Origin of the sequence: Kitasatospora sp. NPDC001539, from assembly GCF_040298565.1 — a bacterium.
GTDB lineage: Bacteria > Actinomycetota > Actinomycetes > Streptomycetales > Streptomycetaceae > Kitasatospora.
This window is the reverse complement of sequence record NZ_JBEPAK010000083.1, coordinates 1-26,752: the sequence shown is the minus strand read 5'-3', so window position 1 is coordinate 26,752 and position 26,752 is coordinate 1. Positions and strand designations below refer to the sequence as shown.

Annotated in this window: 18 protein-coding genes, 1 pseudogene and 2 CRISPR repeat arrays; of the genes and pseudogenes, 5 read left to right on the top strand and 14 right to left on the bottom strand. The window is 73.6% G+C overall.

What is annotated here, in order from left to right; all coding sequences use genetic code 11:
- Positions 1 to 91 precede the first annotated feature (91 nt).
- Together ABT247_RS15600 and ABT247_RS15595 are read right to left on the bottom strand one after the other, a co-directional pair.
- Positions 92 to 724, bottom strand: coding sequence for an MBL fold metallo-hydrolase (locus tag ABT247_RS15600; RefSeq protein ID WP_350743012.1), 633 nt, complete (start codon positions 722 to 724; stop codon positions 92 to 94).
- Entirely contained in the window at positions 721 to 1,806 is a 1,086-nt protein-coding gene (locus ABT247_RS15595; protein WP_350743010.1) for an S-(hydroxymethyl)mycothiol dehydrogenase, read from the bottom strand. Before ABT247_RS15595 ends, ABT247_RS15600 begins: the two co-directional genes overlap by 4 nt.
- 766 nt (positions 1,807 to 2,572) lie before the next feature.
- Here ABT247_RS15595 and ABT247_RS15590 point away from each other — a divergent pair.
- Both ABT247_RS15590 and ABT247_RS15585 read left to right on the top strand, forming a co-directional pair.
- Entirely contained in the window at positions 2,573 to 3,793 is a 1,221-nt protein-coding gene (locus ABT247_RS15590) for a cytochrome P450 (RefSeq protein ID WP_350743008.1), read from the top strand.
- Positions 3,790 to 4,047, top strand: a complete 258-nt coding sequence (locus ABT247_RS15585) for a ferredoxin (RefSeq protein ID WP_350743006.1) — start codon at positions 3,790 to 3,792, stop codon at positions 4,045 to 4,047. Before ABT247_RS15590 ends, ABT247_RS15585 begins: the two co-directional genes overlap by 4 nt.
- Before the next feature lie 71 nt (positions 4,048 to 4,118).
- On the opposite strand, the gene ABT247_RS15580 is transcribed toward ABT247_RS15585, so the two are convergent.
- The 4 genes from ABT247_RS15580 to ABT247_RS15565 all read right to left on the bottom strand — a co-directional run bounded on the left by ABT247_RS15580 (position 4,119) and on the right by ABT247_RS15565 (position 8,194).
- On the bottom strand, positions 4,119 to 5,378 hold the full coding sequence (locus ABT247_RS15580) for an aminoglycoside phosphotransferase family protein (protein ID WP_350743004.1): 1,260 nt from the start codon (positions 5,376 to 5,378) through the stop codon (positions 4,119 to 4,121).
- A gap of 132 nt (positions 5,379 to 5,510) precedes the next feature.
- On the bottom strand, positions 5,511 to 5,957 hold the full coding sequence (locus ABT247_RS15575; RefSeq protein WP_350743002.1) for a tautomerase family protein: 447 nt from the start codon (positions 5,955 to 5,957) through the stop codon (positions 5,511 to 5,513).
- Positions 5,958 to 6,070: 113 nt separating this feature from the next.
- On the bottom strand, positions 6,071 to 6,976 hold the full coding sequence (locus tag ABT247_RS15570) for a PhzF family phenazine biosynthesis protein (protein WP_350743000.1): 906 nt from the start codon (positions 6,974 to 6,976) through the stop codon (positions 6,071 to 6,073).
- A gap of 120 nt (positions 6,977 to 7,096) precedes the next feature.
- Positions 7,097 to 8,194 (bottom strand): DUF5937 family protein, encoded by a 1,098-nt coding sequence (locus tag ABT247_RS15565; RefSeq protein ID WP_350742998.1) that lies wholly within the window; start codon positions 8,192 to 8,194, stop codon positions 7,097 to 7,099.
- Between the two features lie 100 nt (positions 8,195 to 8,294).
- Here ABT247_RS15565 and ABT247_RS15560 point away from each other — a divergent pair, with 100 nt between their 5' ends.
- The 3 genes from ABT247_RS15560 (at position 8,295) to ABT247_RS15550 (ending at position 12,009) form a co-directional block, all read left to right on the top strand.
- Positions 8,295 to 9,584 (top strand): MFS transporter, encoded by a 1,290-nt coding sequence (locus ABT247_RS15560; protein ID WP_350742996.1) that lies wholly within the window; start codon positions 8,295 to 8,297, stop codon positions 9,582 to 9,584.
- A gap of 225 nt (positions 9,585 to 9,809) precedes the next feature.
- Positions 9,810 to 10,613: an MBL fold metallo-hydrolase gene (locus ABT247_RS15555; protein ID WP_350742994.1), complete on the top strand. Its 804-nt coding sequence runs from the start codon at positions 9,810 to 9,812 to the stop codon at positions 10,611 to 10,613.
- A gap of 145 nt (positions 10,614 to 10,758) precedes the next feature.
- The gene (locus tag ABT247_RS15550; protein WP_350742992.1) at positions 10,759 to 12,009 is read left to right on the top strand and encodes an NAD(P)/FAD-dependent oxidoreductase; all 1,251 of its coding nucleotides are present in this window, start codon (positions 10,759 to 10,761) and stop codon (positions 12,007 to 12,009) included.
- 412 nt (positions 12,010 to 12,421) lie between these two features.
- A CRISPR array of direct repeats spans positions 12,422 to 13,852; the repeat unit is 29 nt; unit sequence GGAGCAACCCCCGCGCGTGCGGGGCCGAC.
- Positions 13,853 to 13,870: 18 nt separating this feature from the next.
- Here ABT247_RS15550 and cas2e read toward each other — a convergent pair.
- The 8 genes and pseudogenes from cas2e to cas3 all read right to left on the bottom strand — a co-directional run bounded on the left by cas2e (position 13,871) and on the right by cas3 (position 23,427).
- A complete protein-coding gene (gene cas2e / locus ABT247_RS15545) occupies positions 13,871 to 14,149 on the bottom strand; it encodes a type I-E CRISPR-associated endoribonuclease Cas2e (RefSeq protein ID WP_350742990.1) in 279 nt (92 codons plus the stop codon).
- Positions 14,146 to 15,158 (bottom strand): annotated as a pseudogene (gene cas1e, locus ABT247_RS15540) (type I-E CRISPR-associated endonuclease Cas1e). Before cas1e ends, cas2e begins: the two are co-directional and overlap by 4 nt.
- A 3-nt stretch (positions 15,159 to 15,161) precedes the next feature.
- Positions 15,162 to 15,932, bottom strand: coding sequence for a type I-E CRISPR-associated protein Cas6/Cse3/CasE (gene cas6e / locus ABT247_RS15535; protein WP_350742987.1), 771 nt, complete (start codon positions 15,930 to 15,932; stop codon positions 15,162 to 15,164).
- A 4-nt stretch (positions 15,933 to 15,936) separates the two neighbouring features.
- Complete coding sequence (gene cas5e, locus ABT247_RS15530; protein WP_350742985.1) at positions 15,937 to 16,791, bottom strand: type I-E CRISPR-associated protein Cas5/CasD; 855 nt, start codon at positions 16,789 to 16,791, stop codon at positions 15,937 to 15,939.
- Positions 16,791 to 17,936, bottom strand: coding sequence for a type I-E CRISPR-associated protein Cas7/Cse4/CasC (gene cas7e, locus ABT247_RS15525; RefSeq protein ID WP_350742983.1), 1,146 nt, complete (start codon positions 17,934 to 17,936; stop codon positions 16,791 to 16,793). Before cas7e ends, cas5e begins: the two co-directional genes overlap by 1 nt.
- 66 nt (positions 17,937 to 18,002) lie before the next feature.
- Positions 18,003 to 18,605 (bottom strand): type I-E CRISPR-associated protein Cse2/CasB, encoded by a 603-nt coding sequence (gene casB, locus ABT247_RS15520; RefSeq protein ID WP_350742981.1) that lies wholly within the window; start codon positions 18,603 to 18,605, stop codon positions 18,003 to 18,005.
- Entirely contained in the window at positions 18,595 to 20,313 is a 1,719-nt protein-coding gene (gene casA / locus ABT247_RS15515; RefSeq protein WP_350742979.1) for a type I-E CRISPR-associated protein Cse1/CasA, read from the bottom strand. The genes casB and casA overlap by 11 nt, the downstream gene beginning before the upstream one ends.
- 228 nt (positions 20,314 to 20,541) lie before the next feature.
- Positions 20,542 to 23,427: a CRISPR-associated helicase Cas3' gene (cas3, locus tag ABT247_RS15510; protein ID WP_350742977.1), complete on the bottom strand. Its 2,886-nt coding sequence runs from the start codon at positions 23,425 to 23,427 to the stop codon at positions 20,542 to 20,544.
- A 170-nt stretch (positions 23,428 to 23,597) separates the two neighbouring features.
- Positions 23,598 to 26,738: a CRISPR direct-repeat array (repeat unit 29 nt; unit sequence GTCGGCCCCGCGCTCGCGGGGGTTGCTCC).
- Between the last annotated feature and the right edge of the window lie 14 nt (positions 26,739 to 26,752).

Sequence of the window (26,752 nt, the reverse complement as noted above, 5' to 3'; positions counted from 1 at the left end):
GCCCGGTCGACCGGGAAGGCCGGCCGGGCGGCTTCGGCCGGGGCTGCTGGGCGAGCCGGCCGGCCGACCCGGATCAGCCGGCCGCCCGGGTTCAGTGGCCGCGCGCGATCCACTCCGGCAGGGCCGGGGCCTCGGCGCCGATCGTGGTCGGGTCGCCGTGGCCGGTGCGCACCACCGTCTCGGCGGGGAGCGACAGCAGCCGCTCACGGATCGACTCGATGATGGTCGGGAAGTGCGAGAAGGAGCGGCCGGTCGCGCCCGGGCCGCCGTGGAACAGGGTGTCCCCGGTGAACACGGTGCCCAGCTCCGGCGCGTACAGGCAGACCGCGCCCGGTGCGTGGCCCGGGGTGTGCAGCACGGTCAGCGCGGTGCCGGCCACCTCGATCCGCTGCCCGTCGGCGAGTTCACCGTCCGGGAGCCGGTCGGGGTGGGTGAGCTTCCACAGCGGCAGGTCGTCCGGGTGCAGCAGGACCGGCGCCCCGGTGCGCTCGGCGAGGGCCGGGGCGGCGTCGATGTGGTCGTTGTGCGCGTGGGTGGAGACGATCGCCACCAGCCGCCGTCCGCCGAGCGCCGCCTCGATCGCCCCGGCGTCGTGGGCGGCGTCGATCACCACCGCCTCCCGGTCGTCGCCGACGATCCAGACGTTGTTCTCCACCTCCCAGCTGCCGCCGTCCAGTTCGAAGGTGCCGGCGGTGACCAGCCGGTCGATGCGCGGGGAGCTCACAGGACCACCACCGAGCGGAGGACGTCACCGCGGTGCATGCGCTCGAAGGCCTGCTCCACCGCGTCGAGCCCGATGGTCTCGGTGACGAAGGCGCCGAGGTCCAGACGGCCCTGGAGGTGGAGGTCGATCAGCATCGGGAAGTCGCGGGAGGGCAGGCAGTCGCCGTACCAGGAGGACTTCAGCGCGCCGCCGCGGCCGAAGACGTCCAGCAGGGGCAGCTCCAGGGTCATCTCCGGGGTGGGGACGCCGACCAGGACGACGGTGCCGGCGAGGTCGCGGGCGTAGAAGGCCTGCCGGTACGTCTCGGGGCGGCCGACGGCCTCCACCACCACGTCCGCGCCGTGCCCGCCGGTGAGTTCGCGGATCGCCTCGACCGGGTCGGTGGTCCGGGAGTTGACGGTGTGGGTGGCGCCGAGCCGGCGCGCCGTCTCCAGCTTGCGGTCGTCGATGTCGACGGCGATGATCTTCGCCGCGCCGGCCAGCCGGGACCCCATCACCGCCGCGCCGCCGACGCCCCCGCAGCCGATCACGGCCACGGAGTCGCCCCGGCCGACGTTGCCGGTGTTGATCGCGGCGCCGAAGCCCGCCATCACGCCGCAGCCCAGCAGGCCGGCGACGGCCGGCTCGGCCGCCGGGTCGACCTTGGTGCACTGGCCGGCCGCGACCAGCGTCTTCTCGGCGAAGGCGCCGATGCCCAGGGCCGGGGACAGTTCGGTGCCGTCCGGCAGCGTCATCCGCTGCCGCGCGTTGTGGGTGTCGAAGCAGTACTGCGGGCGGCCCCGCCTGCAGGCGCGGCACTGGCCGCACACCGCGCGCCAGTTGAGGATCACGAAGTCCCCGGGCTCGACCTCGGTGACGCCCTCGCCGACCGACTCCACGATGCCGGAGGCCTCGTGGCCGAGCAGGAACGGGAACTCGTCGTTGATCCCGCCCTCGCGGTAGTGGAGGTCGGTGTGGCAGACGCCGCAAGCCTGGATCCGGACCACCGCCTCGCCCGGCCCAGGGTCCGGCACGATGATCGTGGCCACCTCCACGGGCGCGCCCTTGGCACGCGCGATGACCGCCTTGACCTGCTGGGGCATCCGATTCCACCTCCGTCGGCCGGTGCGGCTGCGCACCGGCGTGACCTGCGACGAGCGGTTCCCGAAGGACCGCGGAACGACTGGCGGCCGCCTGCAGCCCGACGGCGGAAGGCACCGCAGGAGAACTGTAGAAGCACTGCGGAGGACCGCGTACGAAGCGTAGCGCCCGCTCCGCCGGCCGCCGCAGGAGCGCCCCCTCCCGTCCGCCCCCCGCCGCAGGCGCCGGCCGCGCCCGTGCCCTCGCCCACCGGCCGGCTGCCCGCCCGGCCGCCTGTACGCCTGCTCCCCTTCCTGCCGCCCGCCCGCCGCCTTCCTGCCGCTCGCCTGAGCTGACGCCTCGCCCGGCGCCCGCCCGGGCGCGGCCGGACACCGGGGGGCGCGAACGGACTGTTGAACGCCCGTCAGCGGGCGGCGAACTGCCCGGAAACCGCCGCCGTTGGCTGGAAGTGCCGCAGACGGGCGCCCCACCGTCCACGTACGGTCGTAGCAGAAGGGGTCCACGCGACCACGCACAGCTCACCCGCCCCACCTGACGGCACGCCACCGCGCGCCGCCCGTGCCGGGCGCGTACCGACCGTACGCCCCCGCACGTTTCGCGCCACCCGCGCACGGGCCCGCGCCCCGCGCGGACCGCGCCCCCGGTCCACCCGCTGCCCCGGCCCCGCACCGAGCCGCCGCGGCCGAACCGCCCGTCCCCCGCACGATCCCGGATCACCCCCCGTGGGGCCGCCCCGAGCGACCCGCTGACCTGGAGTCTGGAGTACGGATGTCCACCGAGAACAGTGCGACCGGTGCCGGCACCGGCACCGCCCCGCTCCCCCCGCTGCACTGCCTGCGCCACCTGGAACCCGGCCCGCCGCGGCTGGCCGCGCTGCCGACCGGCACCCCGGTCTGGCTGGTCAGCCGGCACGCCGACGTGCGGCAGGTGCTCACCGATCCGCGGCTGGGCCGGGCCCCGCTCTACGCGCCGGACGCGCCGCCGGTCACGGTCACGCCCAACATCCTGGACGACCCGCAGAGCATGCTGAACATCGACGGCATCGAGCACCAGCGGCTACGCCGGACCGTCCAGCGGGCGTTCACCCCGCGCGCGATCGCCCGCTGGAAGCCCTGGGTGGCCTCGGTGATCGAGTCGCTGATCGACGAGCTCATCGACCACGGCTCCCCCGCCGACATCGTCGCCGCCTACACCCGGCCGCTGCCGGTCGCGGTGATCAGCCGCCTGATGGGCCTGGACAACCTGGACAGCAAGCGGCTCGCGCACTGGAGCGACCACGCGCTGTCCACCACCGCCTACCCGGCCGCGGCGATCTCCGCGGCGATGGCGGAGTTCAGCGCCTTCGGCGCCGAGGTGATCGCCGAGCGGCGGGCCGCCCCCGGCGAGGACCTGGTCAGCGGCCTGCTGGCGGCCGCGGCCGAGGACGGCTCGATCACCGAGGGGCAGCTGGTCGCGCTGGTCGTCGGCCTGGTGGTGGCCGGCCACGAGACGACCATGACCAGCCTCGGCAACGCCCTGGTCTACCTGCTGGAGGACGGCCGGGAGGCCTGGCAGCGCCTCGCCTCGGACGAGGCCGGCGCCGCCGCCGCGACCGAGCAGATCCTGCGCGCCGTCCCGCTCGGCGACGCCCAGGAGTTCATGCCCGGGCTGCTGCGCCGCGCGGTGGAGGACGTGGAGATCGGCGGCGTGGTGATCCCGGCCGGCAGCGTGGTCGCCGCAGACACCGGCGCCGCCAACGTGGACCCGGCGGTCCACACCGGGGACCTGCGCACCGAGCTGTTCGCCCCGCTGGCCGCGCCGACGCTCACCTTCGGCGCCGGCCCGCACCACTGCCTGGGCGCCTGGCTGGCCCGGATGGAGCTCGAACTGGCCCTGCACCGGCTGGCCCGCCGCCTCCCGGCACTGCGGATCGCCGACCCGGTCGACGGCATCGACTGGCGCCGCGGGCTGCTCACCCGCAGCCCCAACTCCCTGCGGGTCTCCTGGTGACGGGCCCCGCCGAGACGGAGCCGGTGGTGGTCCGGGTCGACCGGGACCGCTGCATCGGCTCCGGGATGTGCGCACTGAGCGCCCCCGGCTCGCTGGCCCTGGACGCCGACGGCCGGGCCCGGCCGGTGGCCGAGTACGCCGACGGCGGCGCCGAGTTGACGGACGGCCTCGCCGAGGCGGTGGACTTCTGCCCGGTCGAGGCGCTCGCCCTCCACTCGGCGCGCGGCGGGCACCGGATCGCCCCGCCGGACTGACGGCCCGCCCGGTACCGCTCGCTGCGACTGCGGCAGCGGGCGGTACCCCGGCCTGCCCCTCGGGGTGGGGGCTACGGCTGCCGGGGCGCTCCCCGGTCCGGTTGCGCGCAGGCGAGCACGGCGCGCAGCTCGGCGGCCGGGTCGCCCTCGTGGTAGGGGCGTTCGCTCGACTCGATGTGGTCCAGGAACTCCTGGTACCGCAGCGCGTACGACAGGTGGTAGAGCGGCTCGGCGAGTTCCAGCGCCCGCTGCGGGTCCGAGCCGGGGGCGTGGTGGCGCCAGGCGTCCGTCCAGATCCGGGTGTGGTGCCGCCAGCCGTCCGCGCTGAGGTAGGCGCGGGGGCGCAGCCCGTCCAGGACGGGGTGTCCGAGGCAGGAGTCGGCGTAGTCGACGATCACCGAACGCACGCCGTCGGAGCGCCAGTTGCCCGGGTGGAAGTCGCCGTGCAGCAGGGTCTCGGGCAGGCCGCAGTCGGCGAGCCGGTCCAGCAGCCCGGGGAGGCCGGCGGCGAAGGCGTGGAGGCGGTCGCGCTCCTCGGGCGTCAGGTCGGTCTCGCCGGGGAGCCGGTCCAACAGGGTCCGCAGCTGGGTGAGCAGCGCGGAGGGGGTCCGGTCGCGCAGGCCGGCGAGGGCCGCCGGGCGGCCGGCCAGCGCCGCCTGGGCGGCCACCAGCCGGGGGACGAGGTCGGCGACGGTCCCGGCGGACGGCTCCCAGCAGTCCTGCCCGGGTACGTGGTCGAGCAGCAGCCGGCCCTGCACCGGCTCGCCGGCCAGGACGGCCGGTACCAGCGTCGGGTCGACGCCGCCGAGCAGCGCGATGACCTCGCCTTCGCGGGCGTTGAACGCGGGCGTGGTGGTCTTCAGCCAGGCGTCGGTGCCCGTGGCGGTCGGTAGGCGGAAGAGCCCGGAGAGGTTCCAGGTGCGGATCTGCTGCGCGGGGGCGGCGGCCGGACGACCGACGGCCGCGAGCCGCGCCTCCGCCCAGGCCAGCGCCTCCCGCAGGCCCTCCGGCGTCGCCCAGGCGGCGCGCAGCGGCGCGGGTGCCAGGAGCGCGGCCGTCTCGCCGTCCGGGGCCAGGGGGTCGAGCGCGGGCGGCCGCCGCAGGGCCTCCGCGTGGTAGCGCACCCGGCCGCCGTGCCCGGCGTCCTCGCTGCGCCCCTCCAGCAGCCGCACCACGAGCACCGGCACCCCGGCCGACTCGGACGCCCGCTCCACCACCCCGTCGACGGAGGACCACCAGCCGAGGTCCACTTCGAAGGGGCCGAGCCGCCCGAAGTACTCTGCGCCGTGGGTGAGTTCGACGGTGACGGTACGGCTGTTCGCTCGCTGCATCCGGACAGCTTGGCCCAGGCGAGCGCCTGACGCGAACGGATTTCCGGCGGGGACGGACCGGGCAGCCGCCGGTCCGGCCCGGCGGCGGCGTCCGGGATGCGGCGTTCAGGCGGAGGCGTTCAATGTCATCACTCAACCCCCGTCGCGGTGCCCGCCGGGCTGGAAGGCTGCGGGCTCGCAGGCTTCCGACCCGGCGGGCGGGGCGTACTGGGCCAGTCCGTCGCCGAGGGACCAGTCGATCGGCGCGTTCTCGGTCAGTGTCACGAACACGTTCCGCGGTTCGGTGCCCGCGTACCGCTCGGCGAGTTCGGCGATCCTCCGGTACAGCGCCCGTTTCTGTTGAGACGTCCGCCCGGCACGCAGCGTGATCGCGACGTAGACGATGCCTTCGTCGCGGTGCACGCCGAGGTAGTCGCCGTAGCGCAGCGTGCTGGTGACGCCGTCGTGGCCGACCAGGACCTGGAAGTGGTCGTCCGGCGGGATCCCGATGGTCTCCATCAGGGCCTCGTGCACCGCGCGGCCGAGCGCCTCCAGCCGTGCGCCGTCGGCCTGCAGGGCGTCGATCCGTACGAAGGGCATGGCGGTTCCTCTCCCGGCCGTCCGGCCGCCGTCCGTCCGTTCGGGCGCGGCCGGGGACCGGGCTCGCACCTCCAAGCCCTGAACATACCAGTAGGTACAGGAGGCCTCGCCCCCTACGGGATCGCCACCGCCGTGCCCGAGACCCGCACCCGGCTGTCCTCCGCCCGCAGTTCGACCCGCAGCAGGCCCGGCCTGCCGAGGTCCTCCCCCTGGTGCAGCGTCAGCACCACCGGAGCCGTCACCGCGCCCAGTTCGCGCAGGTACGCGCCGAAGGCAGCGGCAGCGGCCCCGGTGGCCGGGTCCTCGACGACGCCGCCGACGGGGAACGGGTCGCGGACGTGGAAGACCTCGGCGGCCTCGCGCCAGACGAGTTGCAGGGTGGTCAGATCCCGGGCGCGCATGTACGCGGCCAGGCCCTCGAAGTCGTAGTCGAGGCGGGCGAGGCGCGAGCGGGTGCCGGCGGCGAGGACCAGGTGGCGGGCGCCCGCGTAGGCGATCCGCGGGGGCAGGGCCGGGTCGAGGTCGTCGGCGGACCAGCCGAGCAGGGCGAGCGCCTCGGCAGTGTCGGCCTGCGGCAGTTCCTCGGTCTTCGGCTCGACGCTGGTGAGGGTCGCCCGCAGCGCGCCGTCGGCGTCGCGTTCCACCTCGACCGGGACCTCGCCGGCCGCCGTGCCGAACACGTACCGCCCGGGCCCGGTCCGCTCGGCCAGCGCCACGGCCGAGGCGACGGTGGCGTGCCCGCAGAACGGGACCTCGGCGAGCGGGCTGAAGTACCTGACAGCGTAGGACCCTTGGACGGACCCGGGGGTCAGGAAGGCGGTCTCGGAGTACCCGACCTCGGCGGCGATCTCGAGCATCCGCGCGTCGCCGAGTCCGGTGGCGTCGAGCACCACGCCGGCCGGGTTGCCGCCGTCGGGGCGGGTCGCGAAGGCGGCGTAGCGCAGGATCTCGGGCGGTGCGACGGGCGGGGTGGCGGGCGGGGCAACGGGCGGAACGGCAGCGGCATCGTCGTCGGTCATGACCGGACGAACGCGTTCCGTGCGGTCCGTGTTCCCGGCGCGTCGAAGCACCGTGGGCACGGCGACCGCACGCTCACCGCAGCAGCGCCTCGAAGCACCGTGGGCACGGCGACCGCACGCTCACCGCAGCAGCGCCTCCAGGAAGTCCGACCCGAGCCGGGCACTGCCCGCCAGGTCCAGCTGGTAGAGCATGTACCGCCCGCGCCGCTCGGTGTGCAGCAGCCCGGCCTTGCGCAGCACCGCCAGGTGGCGGGAGACCTCGGGGGCGCTGAGCTGCCAGGCGTCGGCCAGTTCGCCGGTGGTGTGCGGCCCGCGGGCGATGGTGCGGGCGAGCCGCAGTCGGACGGGGTGGGCGAGGGCCTCCAGCCGCTGCTGGACGAGCGCGAGCGAGACGGGATCGGATCCGTCGGCCTCGGCGACGGGGTACTGCAGGACGGGGCGCCAGCCGCGGGCGTGCACCGCGAGCAGGTGGGGGCGGCCGAAGACGGTGGGGATGAAGGTGACGCCCCCGGCGGCGGTGCCGCTGGTGGTGCTGTCCTGGAGCTTGTCGATGACGATCCGCCGCCGCCCGTCAGCGCCCTGGTCGAGGCTGACGGACGGCGAGAGGTCCCCGACCGCCTCGGCGAGGCCGCGGCGGGCCAGCAGGTCGGCCTTGCGCCGGGCGTCGGCGGCGAGGGCGGGCAGGACCCGCCGCCAGGCGTCGGCGAAGAAGACGGACGCGCAGTCCTCCAGCATCCGCCGCACCAGGGCCCGGACGGCCGGCGGGTCGGCGAGCAGCCGGTCGGCGAAGGCGGCCTGCCGGGGGCCGCGGGCGAGGGCGAGGTCGCGGGCCCGCTCGTTGGCGGCGGGATCGGTGAGCGGGGACGCCGTCGGGCGCGCGAACCGGGAGGAGCCGCAGGTGGTGACGAGCGCTCCGGCGACGAACAGCTCGTCCTCGATCCGGTCGACGGCGTCGAGTTCCTCGGTGAGGGTGGCACCCGGCAGCCCGGGGACGAGGAAGTCGGCGCGCGAGGAACGCCAGAGGAAGTCGGCCTCCAGCAGCCGTTCGGAGAGCTCGGCCGGTATCGCGGCGGCGGTGCTGGTCACCCAGCCGTGCAGCGCGGGGTGGTGCGCCGGCTCGGCGAGCGCGTGCAGCATGGCGTTCAGCTCGGCGAGCGGGGAGGGGGCGAAGAGCAGCCGGTCCTCGGGAAGACCGGTGATGTCGATGGTCACGCTCATGCGCCCGATCGTGCCACCCCCGCGGGCCGCGTCCGCTTCGATTGACGCCGACCGTCAATCGACGTGCCGGGTGCCCCCGTCGGGGCGGACCGTACCGGTCATGAGTGTGACCCAGGAGAAGTCCGTCCATGACCACGCCGCCGTGCGCACCGGCGATCGGCCCGCCCTGCCGATCGGCACCGGCCGCGGCGGCCCGTCCGCGCTGCTGAGTCTGGTCACGGCCGCCGGCGGCCCCCGGTACGCGGTGGCCCTCGCCGTGGACGCGGTGGGCGGCGGCCTGCTGCGGCCGTTCCTGCTGCTGTTCGGCGTCGGGGTGCTCCACCTGCCCGCCGGGGCGGTCGGGTTGGCGCTGTCGGCCGGGATGGTGGCCGGTCTGCTGCTGGTGCCGCTGACCGGCCGCTGGATCGACCGCGGGGCCCGCACCCTGCCCGCGGCGGTGACGCTGGTGCTGCGGGCGGCGGGGGCCTTCACCCTGCTGACCGCGCAGGGGCTGCCGCTGTTCACGCTGGCGGCGGTGCTGTTCGGGGTGGGCAGCCAGTCCTGGCCGACCACCCACGCCGCCGTGGTGAGCACCCTGACGCAGGGACGGCTGCGGGACGCCGCGCTGGCCGCCGGGCGGTCGTTGCGCAACGCGGGCCTGGGCGCGGGTGCGTTGCTCGCCACGGTGACGGTGGCCGGCGGGGCGGACGCGATCCGGGTGCTGGCCGGGGTGACCGGCACGGCCTGCCTGGCCGCCGCGCTGCTGGCGGGGTCCCTGCGGGTGCGGGCGCCGCAGCGGACGACGGACCACGAGGGCGACGGCACCGGGGCGCCGGGCGGGCCGCTGCGCCGGATCTCCCTGCTGAGCCTCGCCAACCTGCCGTACGCGTTCTGCTTCGACGTGCTGGAGGTGGCGCTCCCGGCGCTGCTGGTGCTGCGGCTGCACGCCTCCCCGGCGTGGTCCTCGGGGATGTTCGTCGGCAACACCGTGCTGGTGATCGCGCTGCAACTGGCGCTGGTGCTGCGGCTGGCGAAGCACTCGCGCCGCGCCGTGCTGGCGGTGGCGGGGGCCGTGCTGGCGGTCTCGTACCTGGGGTTCTGGGCGGCCGGGTCGCTGGGCGGCACTCCCGGGGCGGTGGGCATCGTGGCGGTGTCCGTGGTGTACACGGTGGGCGAGATCCTCTACACCGGCTCGGGCACGGCCCTGGTGACGGCCTCCGTGCCGCCGCACCTGCTCGGGCGGGCGCTGGCGCGGTGGGAGCTGGCGAGCGGGGTCGGCCGGGCGGCGGCGCCGGCCGTGCTGACGGCGCTGCTGGCCGCCGGGCCGAGGCTGCTGTGGACCTGCCTCGCGGTGGCCACGGCGGCGGGGGCGCTGGCGGTGCTGCGACTCGCACCGGCCGGCGGGGAGTAGCCGCCCGGGGGCGGGGGCGCGGCTGGTGCCCTGCGGCTCGGCTCCGCCGCCCCTCCCCTCCGCCGCCCAACCCTCCCCTCGCTCACCCCTCCCGCCGCCCGGCCCTCCCCTCGCTCACCCCTCCCGCCGCCCGGCCCTCCCCCCGCCGCTCCGGATGCGGACCGGGCGCCGAGCACGGATGCTGGCGACGAGGTGTGCCCGCCCCGAGGAAGGATGCTCGACCCGATGAGTGCCCTGGAGTTCGAGATCATCGACAGCCCCGACAGCTCGCTCAACAAGACGTCCGTCCTGGTCACCGGCCCCAGGGACGCCCTGCTGGTGGACGCCGGGTTCACCCGCTCCGACGGTCGCCGCCTGGTCGAGCGGGTGCGCGCGAGCGGCAAGCGGCTCACCACCGTCTTCGTCAGCCACGGCGACCCCGACTTCTACTTCGGCGCCCAGGAGGTCCAGGACGCCTTCCCGCAGGCCCGCTTCCTCGCCACCGCGTCGACCGTCGAGCACATCCAGGAGACGTTCCACGCCAAGCTGCGCGCCTGGTCCCACCTCGGCCCGGAGCTGCCGACCCGGCTGGTCCGGCCCGAGGTGCTGCACGGGGACGAGATCGTCTTCGAGGGCCACCGCTTCGAGCTGCGCGGCGCCGACTTCCACCTGCCCGACCGGCACTACCTGTGGCAGCACCACCACCGCGCGGTGCTCGGCGGGGTGCTGCTCTTCGAGGGCCTGCACGTGTGGACGGCCGACACCCCCGCGCCCGCCCAACGCGCCGCCTGGATCGACCTCCTGAACGGCATCGAGGCGCTCCACCCGACCTGGGTCGCGGCCGGCCACCGGGTCGCCGACGCGCCCACCGACCTGAACGCCGTCGACCACACCCGCGCCTACCTGCGCGCGTTCGAGACCGAGCTCGGCCGGGCGGCCGACGCGGAGTCCGCCAGGGAGGCGCTGGAGCGGCGCTTCCCGCAGCTGGGCCTGCGCATGGCCGTCGACATCGGCACCAAGGTCGCCATGGGCGAGCTCGCCTGGGGGTAGGGCACCCCGGGGTCCCGGTGCCGGGCACCGCACCGCACGTTCACCCGAACGGGCGGCAGGGCGCGGCGCGCCCGCCGCGGTCTCGACACGCCACCCGTACGGCGGCAGGCTGGCCCCGGATCTGCGGCGACAGCGAGGAGTCGAGATGGCGGACACGGAAGCCGGGACGGGACGCGAACGTCCGATCGTGATCGTGGGTGCGTCCCTGGGCGGTGCCAAGGCCGCCGAAGCCCTGCGCGACGCCGGGTACCGGGGCGGCATCGTCCTGATCGGCGAGGAGCACGAGCGGCCGTACGAACGGCCGCCGCTGTCCAAGGGCTACCTGCTCGGCAAGGAGTCCCGCGAGAAGATCTACGTCCACCCCCCGCAGTGGTACGCCGACCACGACGTCACGCTGCGCCTGGGCACCCGGGTGGCCTCGATCGACCCCGCCCGGCACACGGTGACGCTCGCCGACGACGGCCGGGTCGAGTACGCCAAGCTGCTGCTCACCACCGGCTCGGTGCCGCGCCGGCTGCCGGTACCCGGCGCCGACCTGGACGGCGTGCTGTACCTGCGCCGGGTCGAGGACAGCGACCGGATCAAGGCGGCGCTGCGCCCGGGCGCCCGGATCGCGGTGATCGGGGCGGGCTGGATCGGCCTGGAGGTCGCGGCCGCCGCCCGGACGGCGGGCGCCGAGGTGACCGTCCTGGAGGCGCTGGAACTGCCGCTGCTGCGGGTGCTGGGCCGCGAGGTCGCCCAGGTCTTCGCCGACCTGCACCGCGACCACGGCGTGGACCTGCGCTTCGGCGTCCAGGTCACCGAACTCACCGGTGCCGGCGGCACGGTGAGCGGCGTACGCCTCGGCGACGGCACCGAGCTGGCGGCCGACGCGGTGGTGGTCGGCATCGGCATCTCCCCCGCCACCGAGCTCGCCGAGGCGGCCGGCCTGGAGGTCGACAACGGCATCAAGACCGACCAGCGGCTGCGCACCTCGGACCCGGACGTCCACGCGGCCGGCGACGTCGCCAACGCCTACCACCCCCTGTTCGGCACGCACATCCGCGTCGAGCACTGGGCCAACGCCCTCAACCAGCCCCAGACCGCCGCCCGGGCGATGCTCGGGCACCCGGACGCGGTCCACGACCGCGTGCCGTACTTCTTCACCGACCAGTACGACCTCGGCATGGAGTACCTCGGCTACGTCGCACCCGGCGGCTACGACCGGGTGGTCTTCCGCGGCGACCCGGCCACCCGCGAGTTCATCGCCTTCTGGCTCACCGGCGGCCGGGTGCTCGCCGGCATGAACGTCAACATCTGGGACGTCACCGACCCGATCCGCGAACTGATCGTCTCCCAGCGCCAGGTGGACCTCGACCGCCTGGCGGACCCGACCATCCCCCTCGGCGACGTCTGACACACGGCGAGCAGCCACCCGATCACCGCTCCGGACCCCACCCGAACGGGACCCGGCTCGACGGCCAGGGTGCCTTCCGCCGGGGCGTACAACTCTCGGTGAGGAGGGACGTCTTCACCTCCTCGCCCGGCCGCCGGACTACGGGGTTCTCCGCGTAGTCGCCGCACGGCTCGCCCGGCCAGCGATCCTGGATCGAGGCCGGGGGAGCCGACGCCGAGCGCCTCCAGAACGGCCGGGCCCATCTTGGGCCCTCCCCCGCCACCCGGCCGACACCTCGACGGGACTTGCTGCCAGCGGCCAACGTCGTCCACCGCCCGCTCGCCGCTGAGCTTCCTGGGCTCCTGCGGCTTCCGGTCCCACCCCCGCGCTGCGGGACCGACGCCTGGGAGGCCGCAGCCCAGGCCGGCCAGCAGGAGCAACCCCCGCGCGTGCGGGGCCGACCAGACCGCCGACCCCCGTCGGGCGGAGGTGACGGAGCAACCCCCGCGCGTGCGGGGCCGACGTGGTGAGGCGGGCGCTGTCGAGGGCGGGCAGGAGCAACCCCCGCGCGTGCGGGGCCAACGGGCCAGGCGTCAAGTCTCGGGCCGCCGGGCAGGAGCAACCCCCGCGCGTGCGGGGCCGACCGGGCGGCGGCGCGGAACTCAGGCATCAGATCAGAGCAACCCCCGCGCGTGCGGGGCCGACCTGTGGGCCCGAACGATCGGTCAGGACGTCGAGGAGCAGCCCCCGCGCGTGCGGGGCCGACCATGCCGGTGGGTGTGGCAGAGCGGTGGTCAGGGAGCAACCCCCGCGCGTGCGGGGCCGACTGTCTGCTGTCGCGTCCGGGTCTGGGGCGGGGGGAGTAACCCCCGCGCGTGCGGGGCCGACGGCGTCGACATCGACCCGCAGCCCAACTACCCGGAGCAACCCCCGCGCGTGCGGGGCCGACGTGGCGGGTCCGGCGGGCCAGCCCTGCCCGCGGGAGCAACCCCCGCGCGTGCGGGGCCGACTCGTCGGGGACGGGCTCGGCGTCGAGGTACTCGGAGCAACCCCCGCGCGTGCGGGGCCGACCCCGGGGGCGGGGGTCAGAGCTGGGCGTCCGGGGAGCAACCCCCGCGCGTGCGGGGCCGACTACGTCCAGCTGATCCTGTCCACCATGGCCAGGGAGCAACCCCCGCGCGTGCGGGGCCGACAGACCCGGGCCCATCTGGACCGGATCGAGCAGCGAGCAACCCCCGCGCGTGCGGGGCCGACGAGCAGACCTCGGAGTGGGGGAGGCGGATCTTCGAGCAACCCCCGCGCGTGCGGGGCCGACCTGGGCCACGGTGAGGGGCTGCCCGACGTACCCGAGCAACCCCCGCGCGTGCGGGGCCGACGCAAGGGCGGACCATGGAAAGGGCCCATTACACGAGCAACCCCCGCGCGTGCGGGGCCGACGTGGAATCGCCCTGCGCGAGCCAGGTGGTGCCGGAGCAACCCCCGCGCGTGCGGGGCCGACGTAGCCGCGCTGGGTGGCGCTGCCTCTGAGCTGGAGCAACCCCCGCGCGTGCGGGGCCGACGCGGGTGCGGCATCCTGGCCGCTGTGGGCGGAGGAGCAACCCCCGCGCGTGCGGGGCCGACGCTGCCGGCCCGGTTGAGATTGATGCCGGCCTCGAGCAACCCCCGCGCGTGCGGGGCCGACGACCAGGTCGCCGACTTGATGCGCCGCCTGGAGGAGCAACCCCCGCGCGTGCGGGGCCGACGAGCGGCGTTGTGCCATTCGACCGCCAGGGCCGGAGCAACCCCCGCGCGTGCGGGGCCGACGCCGCCTCGTTGGCGGCCGGGGCGCTGGCCGGGGAGCAACCCCCGCGCGTGCGGGGCCGACACTTTGTGACCTGCAGGTTTATCGGTGGGCACGCGCTGACAGAATCAGTCCGTCGAAGTCGACGGGCTTCCAGCGGTCCTTGCCCGCGGTGCGGACAGTCCAGCCTTGTTCGTTGGTCGCGGGTTCGACGAGGACCGCCTGGCCGTCGCCGATGCGGGTGGCGAGGAGGTCCCAGAGGCGGTCGCGAATGCGACGGCTGGGGGTGCCGACGAAGACTCCTGCGTTAACCTCGACCATCCAACGGGTGAGGTGTCCGCGTAGGCCTTCAGGGGCGGCGATGAGGATGATGACGGTCATGGGTTTCCCGCATCTTGGGTGAATTCCGGGCCGATGATGGCCAGATGTTCGTCGCCCATTCCCGGGTCTGAGACAGAAAGCGTCGGTGTGTTCTCGCGGTCCGACCAGTTGACGCCGCCTTGGACGGTGCCGACGCGTTCGTCCCAGAGTTCGTTGGCCTCGACATCAGGCATGTCGGTGCCGTCCGGGTCTTGACGTCATGGACGATGCGTCCGAGCAGCTTGTCCTGGGCGATGCGGTCGCGCAGGCCGAGGCGGGCGTCACGTTCCTCGGTGTGGCCCTGCTTGGCGAGGTCGAAGGCAAGCGGAACGGTGAATTCGGCCTTGTAGAGGTCGGCGATGTCAAGGACGAACGAGGTCGCCAGCCCGGTGTGGACAAACCCAAGGCCAGGGCTCGCGCCAAGTCCGGTGATGACCGCGTGACAGATCCCGTAGAGCGCGGCGTTGGCCGCCGACAGGAGGCGGTTGAGGTCGTCACCTGCGGCATAGGCGTCGCCGGCCTTGTAGACGCGACCGTTCCACGGAACGCCGGTCCGGCGTGATTCCGCCTGATAGAGCTTGCGGATGCGGGCGCCCTCGCGGCCGCGCAGTTGCTGCATGGTGGCGGTACTGACGTCCTCACCCGGAAACCGCATGCGGTACATGTTCCGCGCGACGGCCAGGCGCTCCTTGGTGCGGCTCACGAGCCAGGCCTGGCGGTTGAGGAGGGCAGCTCCGCGGCTGGGGCCGAGGCCGGCGGCATACATGCGCACGCCCTGCTCGCCGACCCAGCACACGGTGGTGCCGGAGTCCGCCAGGAGGTTGACGGCACCGTGGGTGATGCGGGTGCCCGGGCCGAGGAGCATGACGGCGACCATGGCGGCCGGGACGCGGACGGTCTCGCGTTTGTTGATGACGACGACGGCGTTCTCGTCGCGGTCGATGTGGCTGCGCTCGACGTACACGCTGGAGACGCGGTCGGCAAGGCGGTGCAGGTCATGGGGGTGGGCTTTCCACCAGATGTCGGCCATCGGTCACCGGTGTCCGGTGGGCAGCGGGGCGAGGGTGAGCAGGCCGCATCCGTAGGCCTTGGAGGGGCCGATGCCGCCGAGGAGGGCCGCTTGCAGGAGGCCGGGATCGGTGATGCGCAGGTGGCCTTCGAAGGTGGCGGTGGTGAGCGTGACGGGGGCACGGGTGCCGGGCTTGGTGAAGGTGCTACGGCTGCGGTCGGTGATCCTCACCTCCCGGGCGGGCTGCGAGTCGGCAGGGATGTTGGCCGCCGGTTCGAGGCCTGGTGCCGGGCTGTCGGTCCGTGCTGCGGGGATCGTGAAGCCCCAGCGCTGCGTGCGTTCCAGGAACCAGTTGAGCTGCTGGGCGGCGGTGCGGTGGGCCATTCGGAAGGAGCGGTGGCGGAGTTCGGCGGCGGTCTTGGTGCGCTGCGGGCTCGCTTTGTCGGGCTTCGAGGTGTTCTGGACGGGGCTGGCCTTGAGCCGGAAGGCGAACTCGCGGCCGACGGCGAGCTGGGCGAGCAGCGGGCTGTAGTCGCGGATTGCGTAGTGCTCGCCGTCGGCGTCGGGCCAGCCGGCCTGTTCGACGATGTGCGTCCAGTCGGGCTTGGAGGGGGTGAGGACCAGCAGCATGGGGCGGCGCGGGTGGTCGGTGTCCAGGCGCCACAGGATCCGGTCTCCGGGGGCGGCGTCGGGGGTGCCGGCCACGACGGCGCCGTGCAGGGCTCGGGGGTTGGCGAGCAGGGTGCGGCTGGCGGCGCGCAGGGGGTTGATGCGCACGCGGGAGAGGTAGGTCATCGGGTCACCAGCCCAGCAGGGCGAACGGGTCGTGGCCGCCGGCTTCGGTGGCCGGCTGTGTGGTTGCGGCGGACGAGCGGAGACCGGTGGGGACGTTGAGCCAGGCGTGGCGGATCCGCCGGGGCGAGAAGCCGCGTTCACGGGGTGCGAAGGAGCGCGGAACGTCCTGCCGGGCGTCCTCGCCCAACGGGTCGTCGAAGGTCGCGGCCAGGTCGATCCGGTGCGGGGAGAACGGCTCCGGACCCCGCTCGGCCCGTCGGCGGTAGGCGTTCTTGACGGCGTCGCCTGCCTGCCAGGGTTCCTCGGCCAGGACATCTTCCAGGCTGGCGTCGCGCACCGCGCCCAGAGCGATCGGCTGGGTGGGCACGCAGGAACGCCGGCCGAGGGCGAGCGGGAAGGCGGGGCGTCGGATGGCTTCGGCGAGCGTCGTGAGGAGGTCGGCCGGGCCCTGGACCGCGGCGACGAACACCGCATCCTGGAGGTAGTAGCGGTGGGTGACATGGGTGTCCTTGGCCGGGGAGGTCGGCTTCTGGACGCCGTTGGCGTTGACGCCTGCCTGCGGCAAGGGTCGGCCCCGGTAGTCGCTGACGGTGTGGTAGTCGCGCAGCAGCGTTCCGGGCTGGTCGACGCGAACGCCCAGGCGCAGGCCGACCAGGTCGGTGATGTCCGCTTCGCGCGGGCGGCCCGCGGCGGCGGCGAGAAGCCCGATGACGCCGGACTTGGTCGGCTGGGGCGAGGTATCGCGGCGGTTGAAGGCGCTGCGGTCGCCCCATGACTGGAGCGGGGCAGCCAGACGCAGCACGAGGACTGCCTGATCCTCGCCCGCTGTGGCGTGCGTGGGGGTGGGGTCGGCGGGCATCAGTTGCCGTTCACCCGCTCGGTGAGGACGGTGCGCAGGCCTTCCCGCAGCTCGGTGAAGGTCCGGTTGGTGCCGAACGCCTCCGCCAGTTTCCGCCCCGTCTCGTCGGTACCGGCATCGGTGCCCAGGGTGTGGCAGACGGCGGCGTACAGCGGGGTGTCGCCCCACTGCTCGGTGGCGGTGGCGAACTCCGCGGCGAGGCGGCGCGCGGACTCGGCGACGATGCCCTGGCTCGCCGGGACCGGGTTCTCGTACGCGGAGACCAGGTTCACGGGCTGGTCGGCGCGTACGACGACGGCGACCAGGCTGGGCCGGGTGCGGTGGGCGAAGGAGTTGCCGTAGCCGGTCGGCATGGAGCGGGCGAAGGAGTCGAGGAAGAGGTCGACGGCGTCGACCGCGGCCTTGTCGTCGCCGAGGTTGTCGCGCAATTGGTGCAGGCCCACGGTGGCGTAGCGGTAGAGAGTGGCGGAGTTGAAGCCGATGGTACCGATCATCCCCGCGCCGGTCTCGTCGGCGGTGTTCTCGTCGTCGACAGCCGTGTAGTAGTCGAATTCGAGCTCCGCGGCGTGGGTCGAGATGGCGTGGGCGACCTGGGTCGCGGCATCAACATTCAGGCCGGGAATGTCGGCGACCATGCGGCCGAAGAGGGCGACGTCGGCCGGGTGGCCGGTCTGCAGCTGCTCCTTGACCGGCAGGGACTCTGCGGCCTCCTTGAGGGCCTTGGCGTCGAGGGCGGCGAGCTCGGTGGCGGTTTCGGCGACCAGGTCGACGATTCCGTCCAGCTGACGGCGTCCGTAGAACAGGAGGTAAGCGGTGTCGCCGTCCTTCTTGCCGGCGGAGATCCCAGTCGACTTGATCAGGGCGTCGGCGATCCGCTGGGCGTCCTCGGCCGCGATGCCAGTGCGCTCGGCAATGCCCTTGCCTAGCTGGGCGGCGATCCGCTTGGTACGGGTGGCGAGGTCCTGCGGGTGGCGGCTCTCCGCGAAGTGGATGCGGGTGGCGCGCTTCCAGGCCTGGGAGGAGACGCGGGAACGCCGCTTGCCGCCGAAGTAGGCCTCCTTGGGGTTGCCGTTGTCGTCACGGTTGAGGTTGGCCGGCGGGACGGTCTGCAGGATGTGCACATCGATGTAGACGCGGTCGGTCATGCGCTTCTCCTGAAAGGATGATGGTCTGATCTGGTGGGTACGGGCAGCGGGTTGTCGCGGGTGCGATCAGTCGGCGGGTGCCTTGTCCTTCCAGGTCTGGTAGCCGATGGCCCACTTGAGGCGGACCTGCGGGCGCCTGTCGGTGTGGTGCCAGGCCCGGATGTCGGCCATCAGGTGGTTGTAGTCCAGCGGCTGCCCGACGGCGCGCAGTTGGGTGATCAGGCCGCGTAGGTGGACCAGCAGCGCGGACACGCTGGTGGCACCCGCGAGTTGCGCGACCCGGGTGTCGAGCGCCTCCTCGCTGAACTTTCCGTCGCGGCGCAGGGCGCGCAGTGCCTGACCGAGTTTGACGCCGCGGCGGTGCATGGGCTTGGACTGGCTCTGTTGGTGGAGGCCGAACAGGGCCAGGGCGGCGTGCTCGGCCTTCTGCTCATCGGAGACTTCGTCGCGCAGCGCGAGCACGTCGTCGACCTCGCAGCTGTAGAGCGGCCACATCTTGGGGCTGTCCATGACGGGGCGCCCCAGGCCTGAGCGCAGGGCCGCGAGGTCCTCTCCGGGCGGTCGACGCGGTTGCCCGCTGCGGGGATCGATGCGCCACGTGTGGTCAGGGGCGGTGAACCTTTCCCAGTACGGACGTCGCCTGACGGCGCTCTCGTGTTCAGTGGTCAAAATCCGCTCCAGGGTCGGATTCGGAGTCGATGGCGGGCCCGGTCTCGGCCGCGCGGGCAGCGGCTGCTTGCCGTAGAGCGTCGGCGCGGCGCGGCAGGATCTCGTCGACCTGCCGCCGGAAGTTGGCGCCGGCCGTACCGAGCCGGTAGGTGTGCGCCTTGCCCGTCTTGCCGCCCTGGTCGAGGGTGCGGCCGCCGAATGTGGTGGCGGGTGCGGCCAGCAGGAGGGCGTTTGCCGCATCCCACGCATGACGCGCGGCGACGTGCTCCCAGGCGAGCCGGCCTTGATCCAGGACTTCGTCGGTGCGGGCATCCCGGACGCCGGCAAGCAGCCGGCGCACCTGAGGGTCGAGGGTGTGTAGCAGGAGTTCGCCGGGGCGCTGGCCCTTGTCCCAGGGGATGGGATCGGTTCCGGCGGCCCGGCGCAGGTCGGCGGAGAGGTTGTTGACGGCCTGGGCGAGCCGTTCTGCCTGCTCGGCGACGTCCAGGAGCAGCTGATGGGCTTCGCTGTCCTGTTGGAGGGCGAGCAGCGGCAGCGGGATGGTGTCGTGGATGACGTCCTCGACGACGGAGGACTGGGTACCGTAGACCATGCCGAAGGTCTCCACCTGCAGCGGGTAGTTGCCTTCGAGTCGGCCGATCTCCCGTAGGGCGCTGATCTCGTCAAGCAGGACGCTGGTTTCGAAGGAGCCCTCCGGTCCCTGCCGGTTCGCCGCGAGGAGAGCGTCCAGGCCCCGCCAGGCGGCCTTGCCCTGGGTGTGGCGGCGCGGCCTGCGCTCAGGTAGAGACGAGGCGGACTTCTTGGCCGGGGCGGTGAACGTCCAGGCGGTGTGCGGCTCCTTCTCGGGCATGGGCGTGAGGCGATCACCGGCGCTGATGACCACCCGGGCGACTTTCAGCTGACCGTTCTCGTCCTGGTGTGGGATGAGCCGGATCCGCCGGGCCTGCCATGTCCACAGGTCGAGAAGGCCCTTGGCCTCCCGAGGTTTCCAGGCGGGTTTGTGCGGGCCCTGCAGCCACTGCGGGACCCCAAGGCTGTCGGGCGGGGTGAGCGGGAGGTTCAGCATGAAGGTCTCGTACAGCGTTCGCCCGGTGGGGACGATGACACCGAGCTGGCCGAGCGGGCCGGTCGGATTGCCCGTCGTCTTGCCCGCCTTGACCTCGGGGTCGCCGACGACGCCGGTCTTGATCGCCGCCGTGTCCCAGCAGTGCGCGTGTAGGAGCCAGTGGGCAGCCTGGGCGGGCGTCAAATCGAGGGGGTCCGCGTCGGTGCGGTTGGCGAACAGCGGGACATTGTTACCACTCGCCGCCGTCGCCACCAAGGCGGCGGAGCCTTTCGTCTCGTCCTTGGCAGTGCGCAGCCCGGCGACCTGCCCGAACGGGACCTCGGGATCGAAGAGGTCGAACTTCCCTCGGTGCTCGTCTAGGTAGGCCTGGATGTCACCCAGCTCGTCCTTCGTGAACCCGCCCTTCCGCGCGAGCCGTTCGCCCTTCTCGCGGATGGACCGAGGTGCACCGGTGGCATGAGCGACGACGGACAGCAGCACCTGGCGCAGGACGGCCGGCAGCTGGGTGGGGAGCTCGACGACAAGGCCCTCGAGTTCGTGGGCCCGGGCCAGGACCTCGGCGATCCCCAGATTCACGGGCGGCCCTCCGCTGACCGGTCGCACCGTCAGCCACGGTTCGTCGACGAGGTTGTACCCAGGCACGCACTGTTCTCCCAACTAGCTTTGTCTAGCTTGTTGCTGGCTTATCGTGGCACCGCCGAAGGTCCGTTGTGAGGCGAATGCTTGAATTGCCCTTCGGCCCCGCAGGACTTGTGCGCGGGGATGGCCCCTGGCTCTGTCTGCGAGCTGGTTTCGGCTGCAAGTCGGCCCCGCGCTCGCGGGGTTGGGGCGCGTGGGTGAAACGGCATCGACCCGTTCCTCCCGCGCGCTCTACCGGAACTTTGGCCCGCAGCTCACCTCGAGGCCTCGCAGGTCGTTGTAGCTCAGGCGGAAGTCGCCGATGACCGCGTCCCCGTGCTCGTCGAGTTCGAGGGCCAAGCTGTGCCGCAGCCATGGATGGTCGCGCCAGCCCGGCAGCGGACCGAGTGCCTGCTCGGCCATCCCGGTCAGCTTGGTGGGCAGGCGTACCGTCCCGAAGAGCACGTCGTCCAGAATTTCGGCCGCCACCTCGCCGTTCGGCCCAAGCTTTCGGCCCGTCATCGCGTGGACGTTCCCATCCTCGGTGCGGCGTACCAGGATGACTTCCACGCTCCTGTCGCCGTCACGCACGAGCGCCTCGAACTGCCCCTCGGCCAGCCTACTGTGGGCTCCGAAGTGCAGGCCATCCAGGGTTGGCGCTCCGTGCTCGCCAGCCCGGGTCAGCAGGTACTGGGACGCTTGCGCGCGACGCTCGGCCTGCCGTTCTTCCCAATCCTGCCGGGCCTGTTCCTCGGCCTCGGTCCACGCCGCCGGGACAATGGTCTCGATGCCGTACACCCGGGCGACCAGGGCCGGCACCTGACCGGGGATGCTCCACGGGCCGGCGTCGGCTGTCGCCGCCTGGGCGACCTCGGCGGCAGTGCGCAGCAGGAGGTAGCGGCCGTAGATTCCTTCGGACGAGCGCAGGATGTGCGGTGCGCGGTCATCGTCGAGGTGGATGCCGGTGACAGCGACGGTGGGCCTCGACAGCAGGCGGGGACGTGTGACGCCGTCGTGGCGGTGGAGGCGTCCGATGCGCTGGAGGAGCAGGTCCATCGGCGCGAGGTCGGTGATCAGCAGATCGGCGTCGACGTCGAAGGACTGCTCCGCGAGCTGGGTGGCGACGACGACAAGTCGCTCGGGGCGCTTCGACTCTTCGGTGGTCGGCCCGAGGAGTTTCAGGACATCCTGGGTACGGTCGGCCCGGTGGCCTGCGTGCAGGCGGCCGTGCAGGAGCCGGACGTCAGCGCCGAATTCCTTGTGCAGTGCCTCGAACGTGGACTGGGCGCGGGCCACGGTGTTGCGGATGACCAGGGCACACCCGCCGTCGACCAGGCGCCCCTTCAGGTAGTCGACAACGACCGCGTCCGCCTGACCGGCTTCTTCCGAGGGCCGGGAATCGGTCTGCGCCAGCGGTTCGTCGAGCACCTCGATCCGCACCTGGAGGTCCTCGCGCCAGGATTCGGTGCTCTCGACCAGCACTTCCGGCTGGCGGTCCTGCCCTGACCAAGCCGCCGTCACGCTCGGATAGCCCTGCGGCTCTGGCAGCGCCAGCGCCTGCGTGGGCTCCGCCGACTGCGTGCCGGCCAGGTAGGCGGCGACCAAGTCGCGCCGTTGCTGCGGCGGCAGCGTCGCCGACAGCAGTACCACCGACACTCCGGCCTGCCCGAGCCACCACAGGCCCTCTTGCAGGAACTGCGACATGTAGACATCGGCGGCGTGGACCTCGTCGAGGATCACGACCTTGCCCACCAGGCCGGCCATGCGCAGCATCACATGCTTGGTGCGAGTCGCAGCGTAGAGGAGCTGGTCGATCGTGCCGACCGCGAACGGACTCAGCAGGCCACGGCGACGGCCGAGGAACCACTCGGCGGGAGCCCTACGCCCGCCGCCCTCGCAGCCGTCGAAGCAGTCGTCCCGCATTCCGAACTCGTCCACCGACGAGAAGCGGGAGTCGGCATTCTGCCCCCACTCCCCCGCGTCCTCCAGCAGGGCGCGCCACTCCTTGTTGAACATCCGTTTGCCGTGCAGCAGCGCGACCTGGCTCTCCAGCCCCTCCTCGACCTTGCGCAGCCACGGTCGGAGCTGAGTGAACATCGGGTCCGCGGTCGCCTGGGTCGGCATGCCCAGGAATACCCCGTCCGCGCCGTGACGCGCGGCCATCAGCTCGGCCGCCGCCAGCGCCGCCTTCGTCTTCCCCTCCCCCATCGGCGCCTCGACAATCACCAGGCCCGGCCCGCCCATCCGACGCACCACGTCCAGGACCAACTCCTGCGAGGACCTGAGCCCGTGGCCGAAGCGATCCTGGAACGTCTCCGGACCTGGCACCGCCAACGCGCCCCACCCGCCGCGCAGCCCGAGTTTGGACCACGCCGCCTCGGCCCGTTGCCGCGCCTGAGGCATCGTCACCTTCGCCAGATCGGGCTCGCCCGTGAAGTGCAGCTCGTCACTGGCGATCCAGTCCGCCATCACCACGAAGCCCGACAGCTGGAGCTGCATCGCGCGGCTCGGCACCAGCACAGGCTCCGCACCGGCAAGCGGCGACTCACCTTCATAGCCGAGCTCCCGGGAGAACACCTCCACCAGTGCCGACTGTGCCAACTTCCAGGACGGTCCCTTCCCTTGCAGGTCCTCCTTCTTCGGAGCCAACTGCCCCAACGTGGGGAACAACCCGTGGTGGCCGGCGACCAGCGGCCACACCCAGTCGACGTGCCCTTCTTCCCAGCCCGCCTTCTCCAGCAGCGCCCGCAGTAGCCGGCCGCCGGCCTTGTCGTGCCGCCAAGCCGTGGCATTCACCGCGTATTTGTCCCACGAGAGCCCGGACCGGCGAACAGCAGCCTCGCCAGCCGCGTCGAGTCGCGCGAACGCCGGGGTGGCCTTGCCGAGATCGTGAATCCCGCAAAGCCACGCGAACAGACGCCGCCCCTTTCCCGCACCGCCAGCCACAGCATCCAGACGCCACCGCGTCACCTGCGGCAGGTAACGGTCCCAGACGATCTCCGCCACCGCGGCGGTGTCCAGCATGTGTGACAGCAGAAGGTTGACCGTCCCCCCGGCCCGCCCCGCAGACTTGCCCCACAACGCACCCAGCCAGCCCCTGACCTCGGGCGGATACCACTGCCACCGGTCCTCGACCATGCCCCAACCTCCACGTACGAGTACGCTGCGGAGCGTAGAGCACATCACTGACAAGTCGGTCCTGAGCAAGGGGAGATGGAGGACGATGGATCAAGTCTCTTCCGGGCTGGCCGCCGATCGAACTGAATCAACCTGCACCTCCTGACGCCAATCACCGCAGGTCAGATAGTGTCGGCCCCGCGCTCGCGGGGGTTGCTCCGCAACGCGCGACGGACGGCGGAGACGCTGGCCGTCGGCCCCGCGCTCGCGGGGGTTGCTCGGACTCCGCGCTGAAGCTGCTGCACGACCGCCGGTCGGCCCCGCGCTCGCGGGGGTTGCTCCTCCGCGGCGAACGTCTTGAACACGCTGTCGCGGTCGGCCCCGCGCTCGCGGGGGTTGCTCCCGGCGCGGTTGGAGTGGGACGAGCACGGCGCCAGTCGGCCCCGCGCTCGCGGGGGTTGCTCCCGGGCGTCCAAGCGCCGCGCGCGCCGCGACCAGTCGGCCCCGCGCTCGCGGGGGTTGCTCGTTCACCGGCTGCCACGTCTCCGTGGACCCGTAGTCGGCCCCGCGCTCGCGGGGGTTGCTCCGACGAACGTGATCTGAAGCGGATCGGCGGTCTGTCGGCCCCGCGCTCGCGGGGGTTGCTCCGCGAATGCGGCGAGCACCTGGAAGCTCCGCATGTCGGCCCCGCGCTCGCGGGGGTTGCTCCGGCCAGTTCCTCCGCCCGCCGGTAGAGGCCGGGTCGGCCCCGCGCTCGCGGGGGTTGCTCTCGGCCGGCCTTCCCGTCGTCGCCCCACTCCGGGTCGGCCCCGCGCTCGCGGGGGTTGCTCCGGGTAGATGCCGCTCGCCCGGCCGGTGTCGGCGTCGGCCCCGCGCTCGCGGGGGTTGCTCCCTGACCAACGTCCCCAAGCCGAAGCCCCGCAAGTCGGCCCCGCGCTCGCGGGGGTTGCTCCGGCAAGGTACGGAAGCTGTCCCGGGAAAGAGCGTCGGCCCCGCGCTCGCGGGGGTTGCTCCCGCGTGAGCAGTCGGATCAGGTCGTCGCGGTCGTCGGCCCCGCGCTCGCGGGGGTTGCTCCACCCCAACTCACCTTGGAGACCATCGTGACCAGGTCGGCCCCGCGCTCGCGGGGGTTGCTCCGACCTCTACCATCTGTCGCGAGATGTCTATGAGTCGGCCCCGCGCTCGCGGGGGTTGCTCCTGCTGCGCCTGGGCACCGAGGCGTCGCGCGACGTCGGCCCCGCGCTCGCGGGGGTTGCTCCCCCTCGGCGGGCAGCGCGGTGTCCCCCAGATTGTCGGCCCCGCGCTCGCGGGGGTTGCTCCCACCAGCCGGCCGCCGCCCTCGCCGCCCTCCTGTCGGCCCCGCGCTCGCGGGGGTTGCTCCCACCAGCCGGCCGCCGCCCTCGCCGCCCTCCTGTCGGCCCCGCGCTCGCGGGGGTTGCTCCAGCGGCTCGTCGGCCCAGCCGTCCCACTCGTCGTCGGCCCCGCGCTCGCGGGGGTTGCTCCGCGGCACCGTTCCGCTGCGGGTCGACGTCCAGGTCGGCCCCGCGCTCGCGGGGGTTGCTCCGAGGATGAGCCAGAACTTTCCGGCCCGGCTCAGTCGGCCCCGCGCTCGCGGGGGTTGCTCCTCGATCGAGGTGTCGGAGTACTCCCCCTCGTAGTCGGCCCCGCGCTCGCGGGGGTTGCTCCGTGATCCCGTTCCGCCCCGAGCCCGCCGAGGTGTCGGCCCCGCGCTCGCGGGGGTTGCTCCGGCTCCCCGTCCAGCCAGCGCACGCGCTGCCGATCGGCCCGCGCTCGCGGGGGTTGCTCCCGCAGCACCCCGAAGACCGTCCGTCAGATGGCGTCGGCCCCGCGCTCGCGGGGGTTGCTCCAGCTGGGCGATCCGCCCGCTGAACGGGTCCCAGTCGGCCCCGCGCTCGTGGGGGTTGCTCCCAGGCGAGCAGGTACTGCAGACCGTCGCAGCCGTCGGCCCCGCGCTCGCGGGGGTTGCTCTCCCCCAGAAGATCCGCCGTGCCGTCCCGCAGCGTCGGCCCCGCGCTCGCGGGGGTTGCTCCAGCAAGAAGAGCACTCGGGTGCCGGTGTTCTTGTCGGCCCCGCGCTCGCGGGGGTTGCTCGGACAGCGGCGCCCACGTCGCGCTGGTCGACCTGTCGGCCCCGCGCTCGCGGGGGTTGCTCCACCGGGATCGGTGCGCAGAACCCGCGGCAGGGGTCGGCCCCGCGCTCGCGGGGGTTGCTCCAAGAACGACCGGGTCGCCAAGAACGAGCACGCGTCGGACCCGCGCTCGCGGGGGTTGCTCACCGTACGCGCTGCGGATTGGCACCGAGGATGCGGTCGGCCCCGCGCTCGCGGGGGTTGCTCCCTGCCGCCCGGCACCGCCGCCCACGACGGCATGTCGGCCCCGCGCTCGCGGGGGTTGCTCGCTGAAGGACGGCAAGACCGCGCTCCTGGACGTGTCGGCCCCGCGCTCGCGGGGGTTGCTCCCGTCAAGACCCGCTGACCGAGGAGCCCACTGTGTCGGCCCCGCGCTCGCGGGGGTTGCTCACAATGGACTCACGCCCCGAGGCCCCACCAACGTCGGCCTCGCGCTCGCGGGGGTTGCTCCCGCTCCTCCGAGACCGTGTGCGTGACGATGGAGTCGGCCCCGCGCTCGCGGGGGTTGCTCCTGGCGTCTCGTCGCGGCCCGCGTCGAGCACGGGTCGGCCCCGCGCTCGCGGGGGTTGCTCCCAGCGGGTCGTGGACGACATCGGCTCCGCGAAGTCGGCCCCGCGCTCGCGGGGGTTGCTCCGCCGAGGTGGCGGGCTGCGCGCCGGACGAGGTGTCGGCACCGCGCTCGCGGGGGTTGCTCCCTGCAGGAGCTGATGGCCCGTCGAGGCGGTCCGTCGGCCCCGCGCTCGCGGGGGTTGCTCTCCGCGGTTGCCCGGGCGGCGCTGCGGGCGCGCGTCGGCCCAGCGCTCGCGGGGGTTGCTCCGACATCTGCGCCCGCCTGCCCAAGGGCGCCGAGTCGGCCCCGCGCTCGCGGGGGTTGCTCCTTCGTCGGCCTGACCGCGCTCGCTGGGCGCCTGTCGGCCCCGCGCTCGCGGGGGTTGCTCCGAGCTGACCGTCGAGGCCATTTACCGGGACCTGTCGGCCCCGCGCTCGCGGGGGTTGCTCCTGCATCGCTCCTCACCCCGCGTGCCCTTCTGTGTCGGCCCCGCGCTCGCGGGGGTTGCTCCAGAGCCCGGCTGGACCGTCCTGGCTCGGAGAGGTCGGCCCCGCGCTCGCGGGGGTTGCTCCGACATCTGCGCCCGCCTGCCCAAGGGCGCCGAGTCGGCCCCGCGCTCGCGGGGGTTGCTCCTTCGTCGGCCTGAC

What these genes read in the sequence shown, in the direction of transcription:
- ABT247_RS15570 (WP_350743000.1), bottom strand. Translation starts at nt 6,976, where the DNA reads ATGACCGACGACGATGCCGCTGCCGTTCCGCCCGTTGCCCCGCCCGCC.
- ABT247_RS15575 (WP_350743002.1), bottom strand. Translation starts at nt 5,957, where the DNA reads ATGCCCTTCGTACGGATCGACGCCCTGCAGGCCGACGGCGCACGGCTG.
- ABT247_RS15590 (WP_350743008.1), top strand. Translation starts at nt 2,573, where the DNA reads ATGTCCACCGAGAACAGTGCGACCGGTGCCGGCACCGGCACCGCCCCG.
- ABT247_RS15560 (WP_350742996.1), top strand. Translation starts at nt 8,295, where the DNA reads ATGAGTGTGACCCAGGAGAAGTCCGTCCATGACCACGCCGCCGTGCGC.
- ABT247_RS15555 (WP_350742994.1), top strand. Translation starts at nt 9,810, where the DNA reads ATGAGTGCCCTGGAGTTCGAGATCATCGACAGCCCCGACAGCTCGCTC.
- ABT247_RS15595 (WP_350743010.1), bottom strand. Translation starts at nt 1,806, where the DNA reads ATGCCCCAGCAGGTCAAGGCGGTCATCGCGCGTGCCAAGGGCGCGCCC.
- cas5e (WP_350742985.1), bottom strand. Translation starts at nt 16,791, where the DNA reads ATGCCCGCCGACCCCACCCCCACGCACGCCACAGCGGGCGAGGATCAG.
- cas7e (WP_350742983.1), bottom strand. Translation starts at nt 17,936, where the DNA reads ATGACCGACCGCGTCTACATCGATGTGCACATCCTGCAGACCGTCCCG.
- ABT247_RS15565 (WP_350742998.1), bottom strand. Translation starts at nt 8,194, where the DNA reads ATGAGCGTGACCATCGACATCACCGGTCTTCCCGAGGACCGGCTGCTC.
- cas2e (WP_350742990.1), bottom strand. Translation starts at nt 14,149, where the DNA reads ATGACCGTCATCATCCTCATCGCCGCCCCTGAAGGCCTACGCGGACAC.
- ABT247_RS15550 (WP_350742992.1), top strand. Translation starts at nt 10,759, where the DNA reads ATGGCGGACACGGAAGCCGGGACGGGACGCGAACGTCCGATCGTGATC.
- ABT247_RS15580 (WP_350743004.1), bottom strand. Translation starts at nt 5,378, where the DNA reads ATGCAGCGAGCGAACAGCCGTACCGTCACCGTCGAACTCACCCACGGC.
- cas3 (WP_350742977.1), bottom strand. Translation starts at nt 23,427, where the DNA reads ATGGTCGAGGACCGGTGGCAGTGGTATCCGCCCGAGGTCAGGGGCTGG.
- cas6e (WP_350742987.1), bottom strand. Translation starts at nt 15,932, where the DNA reads ATGACCTACCTCTCCCGCGTGCGCATCAACCCCCTGCGCGCCGCCAGC.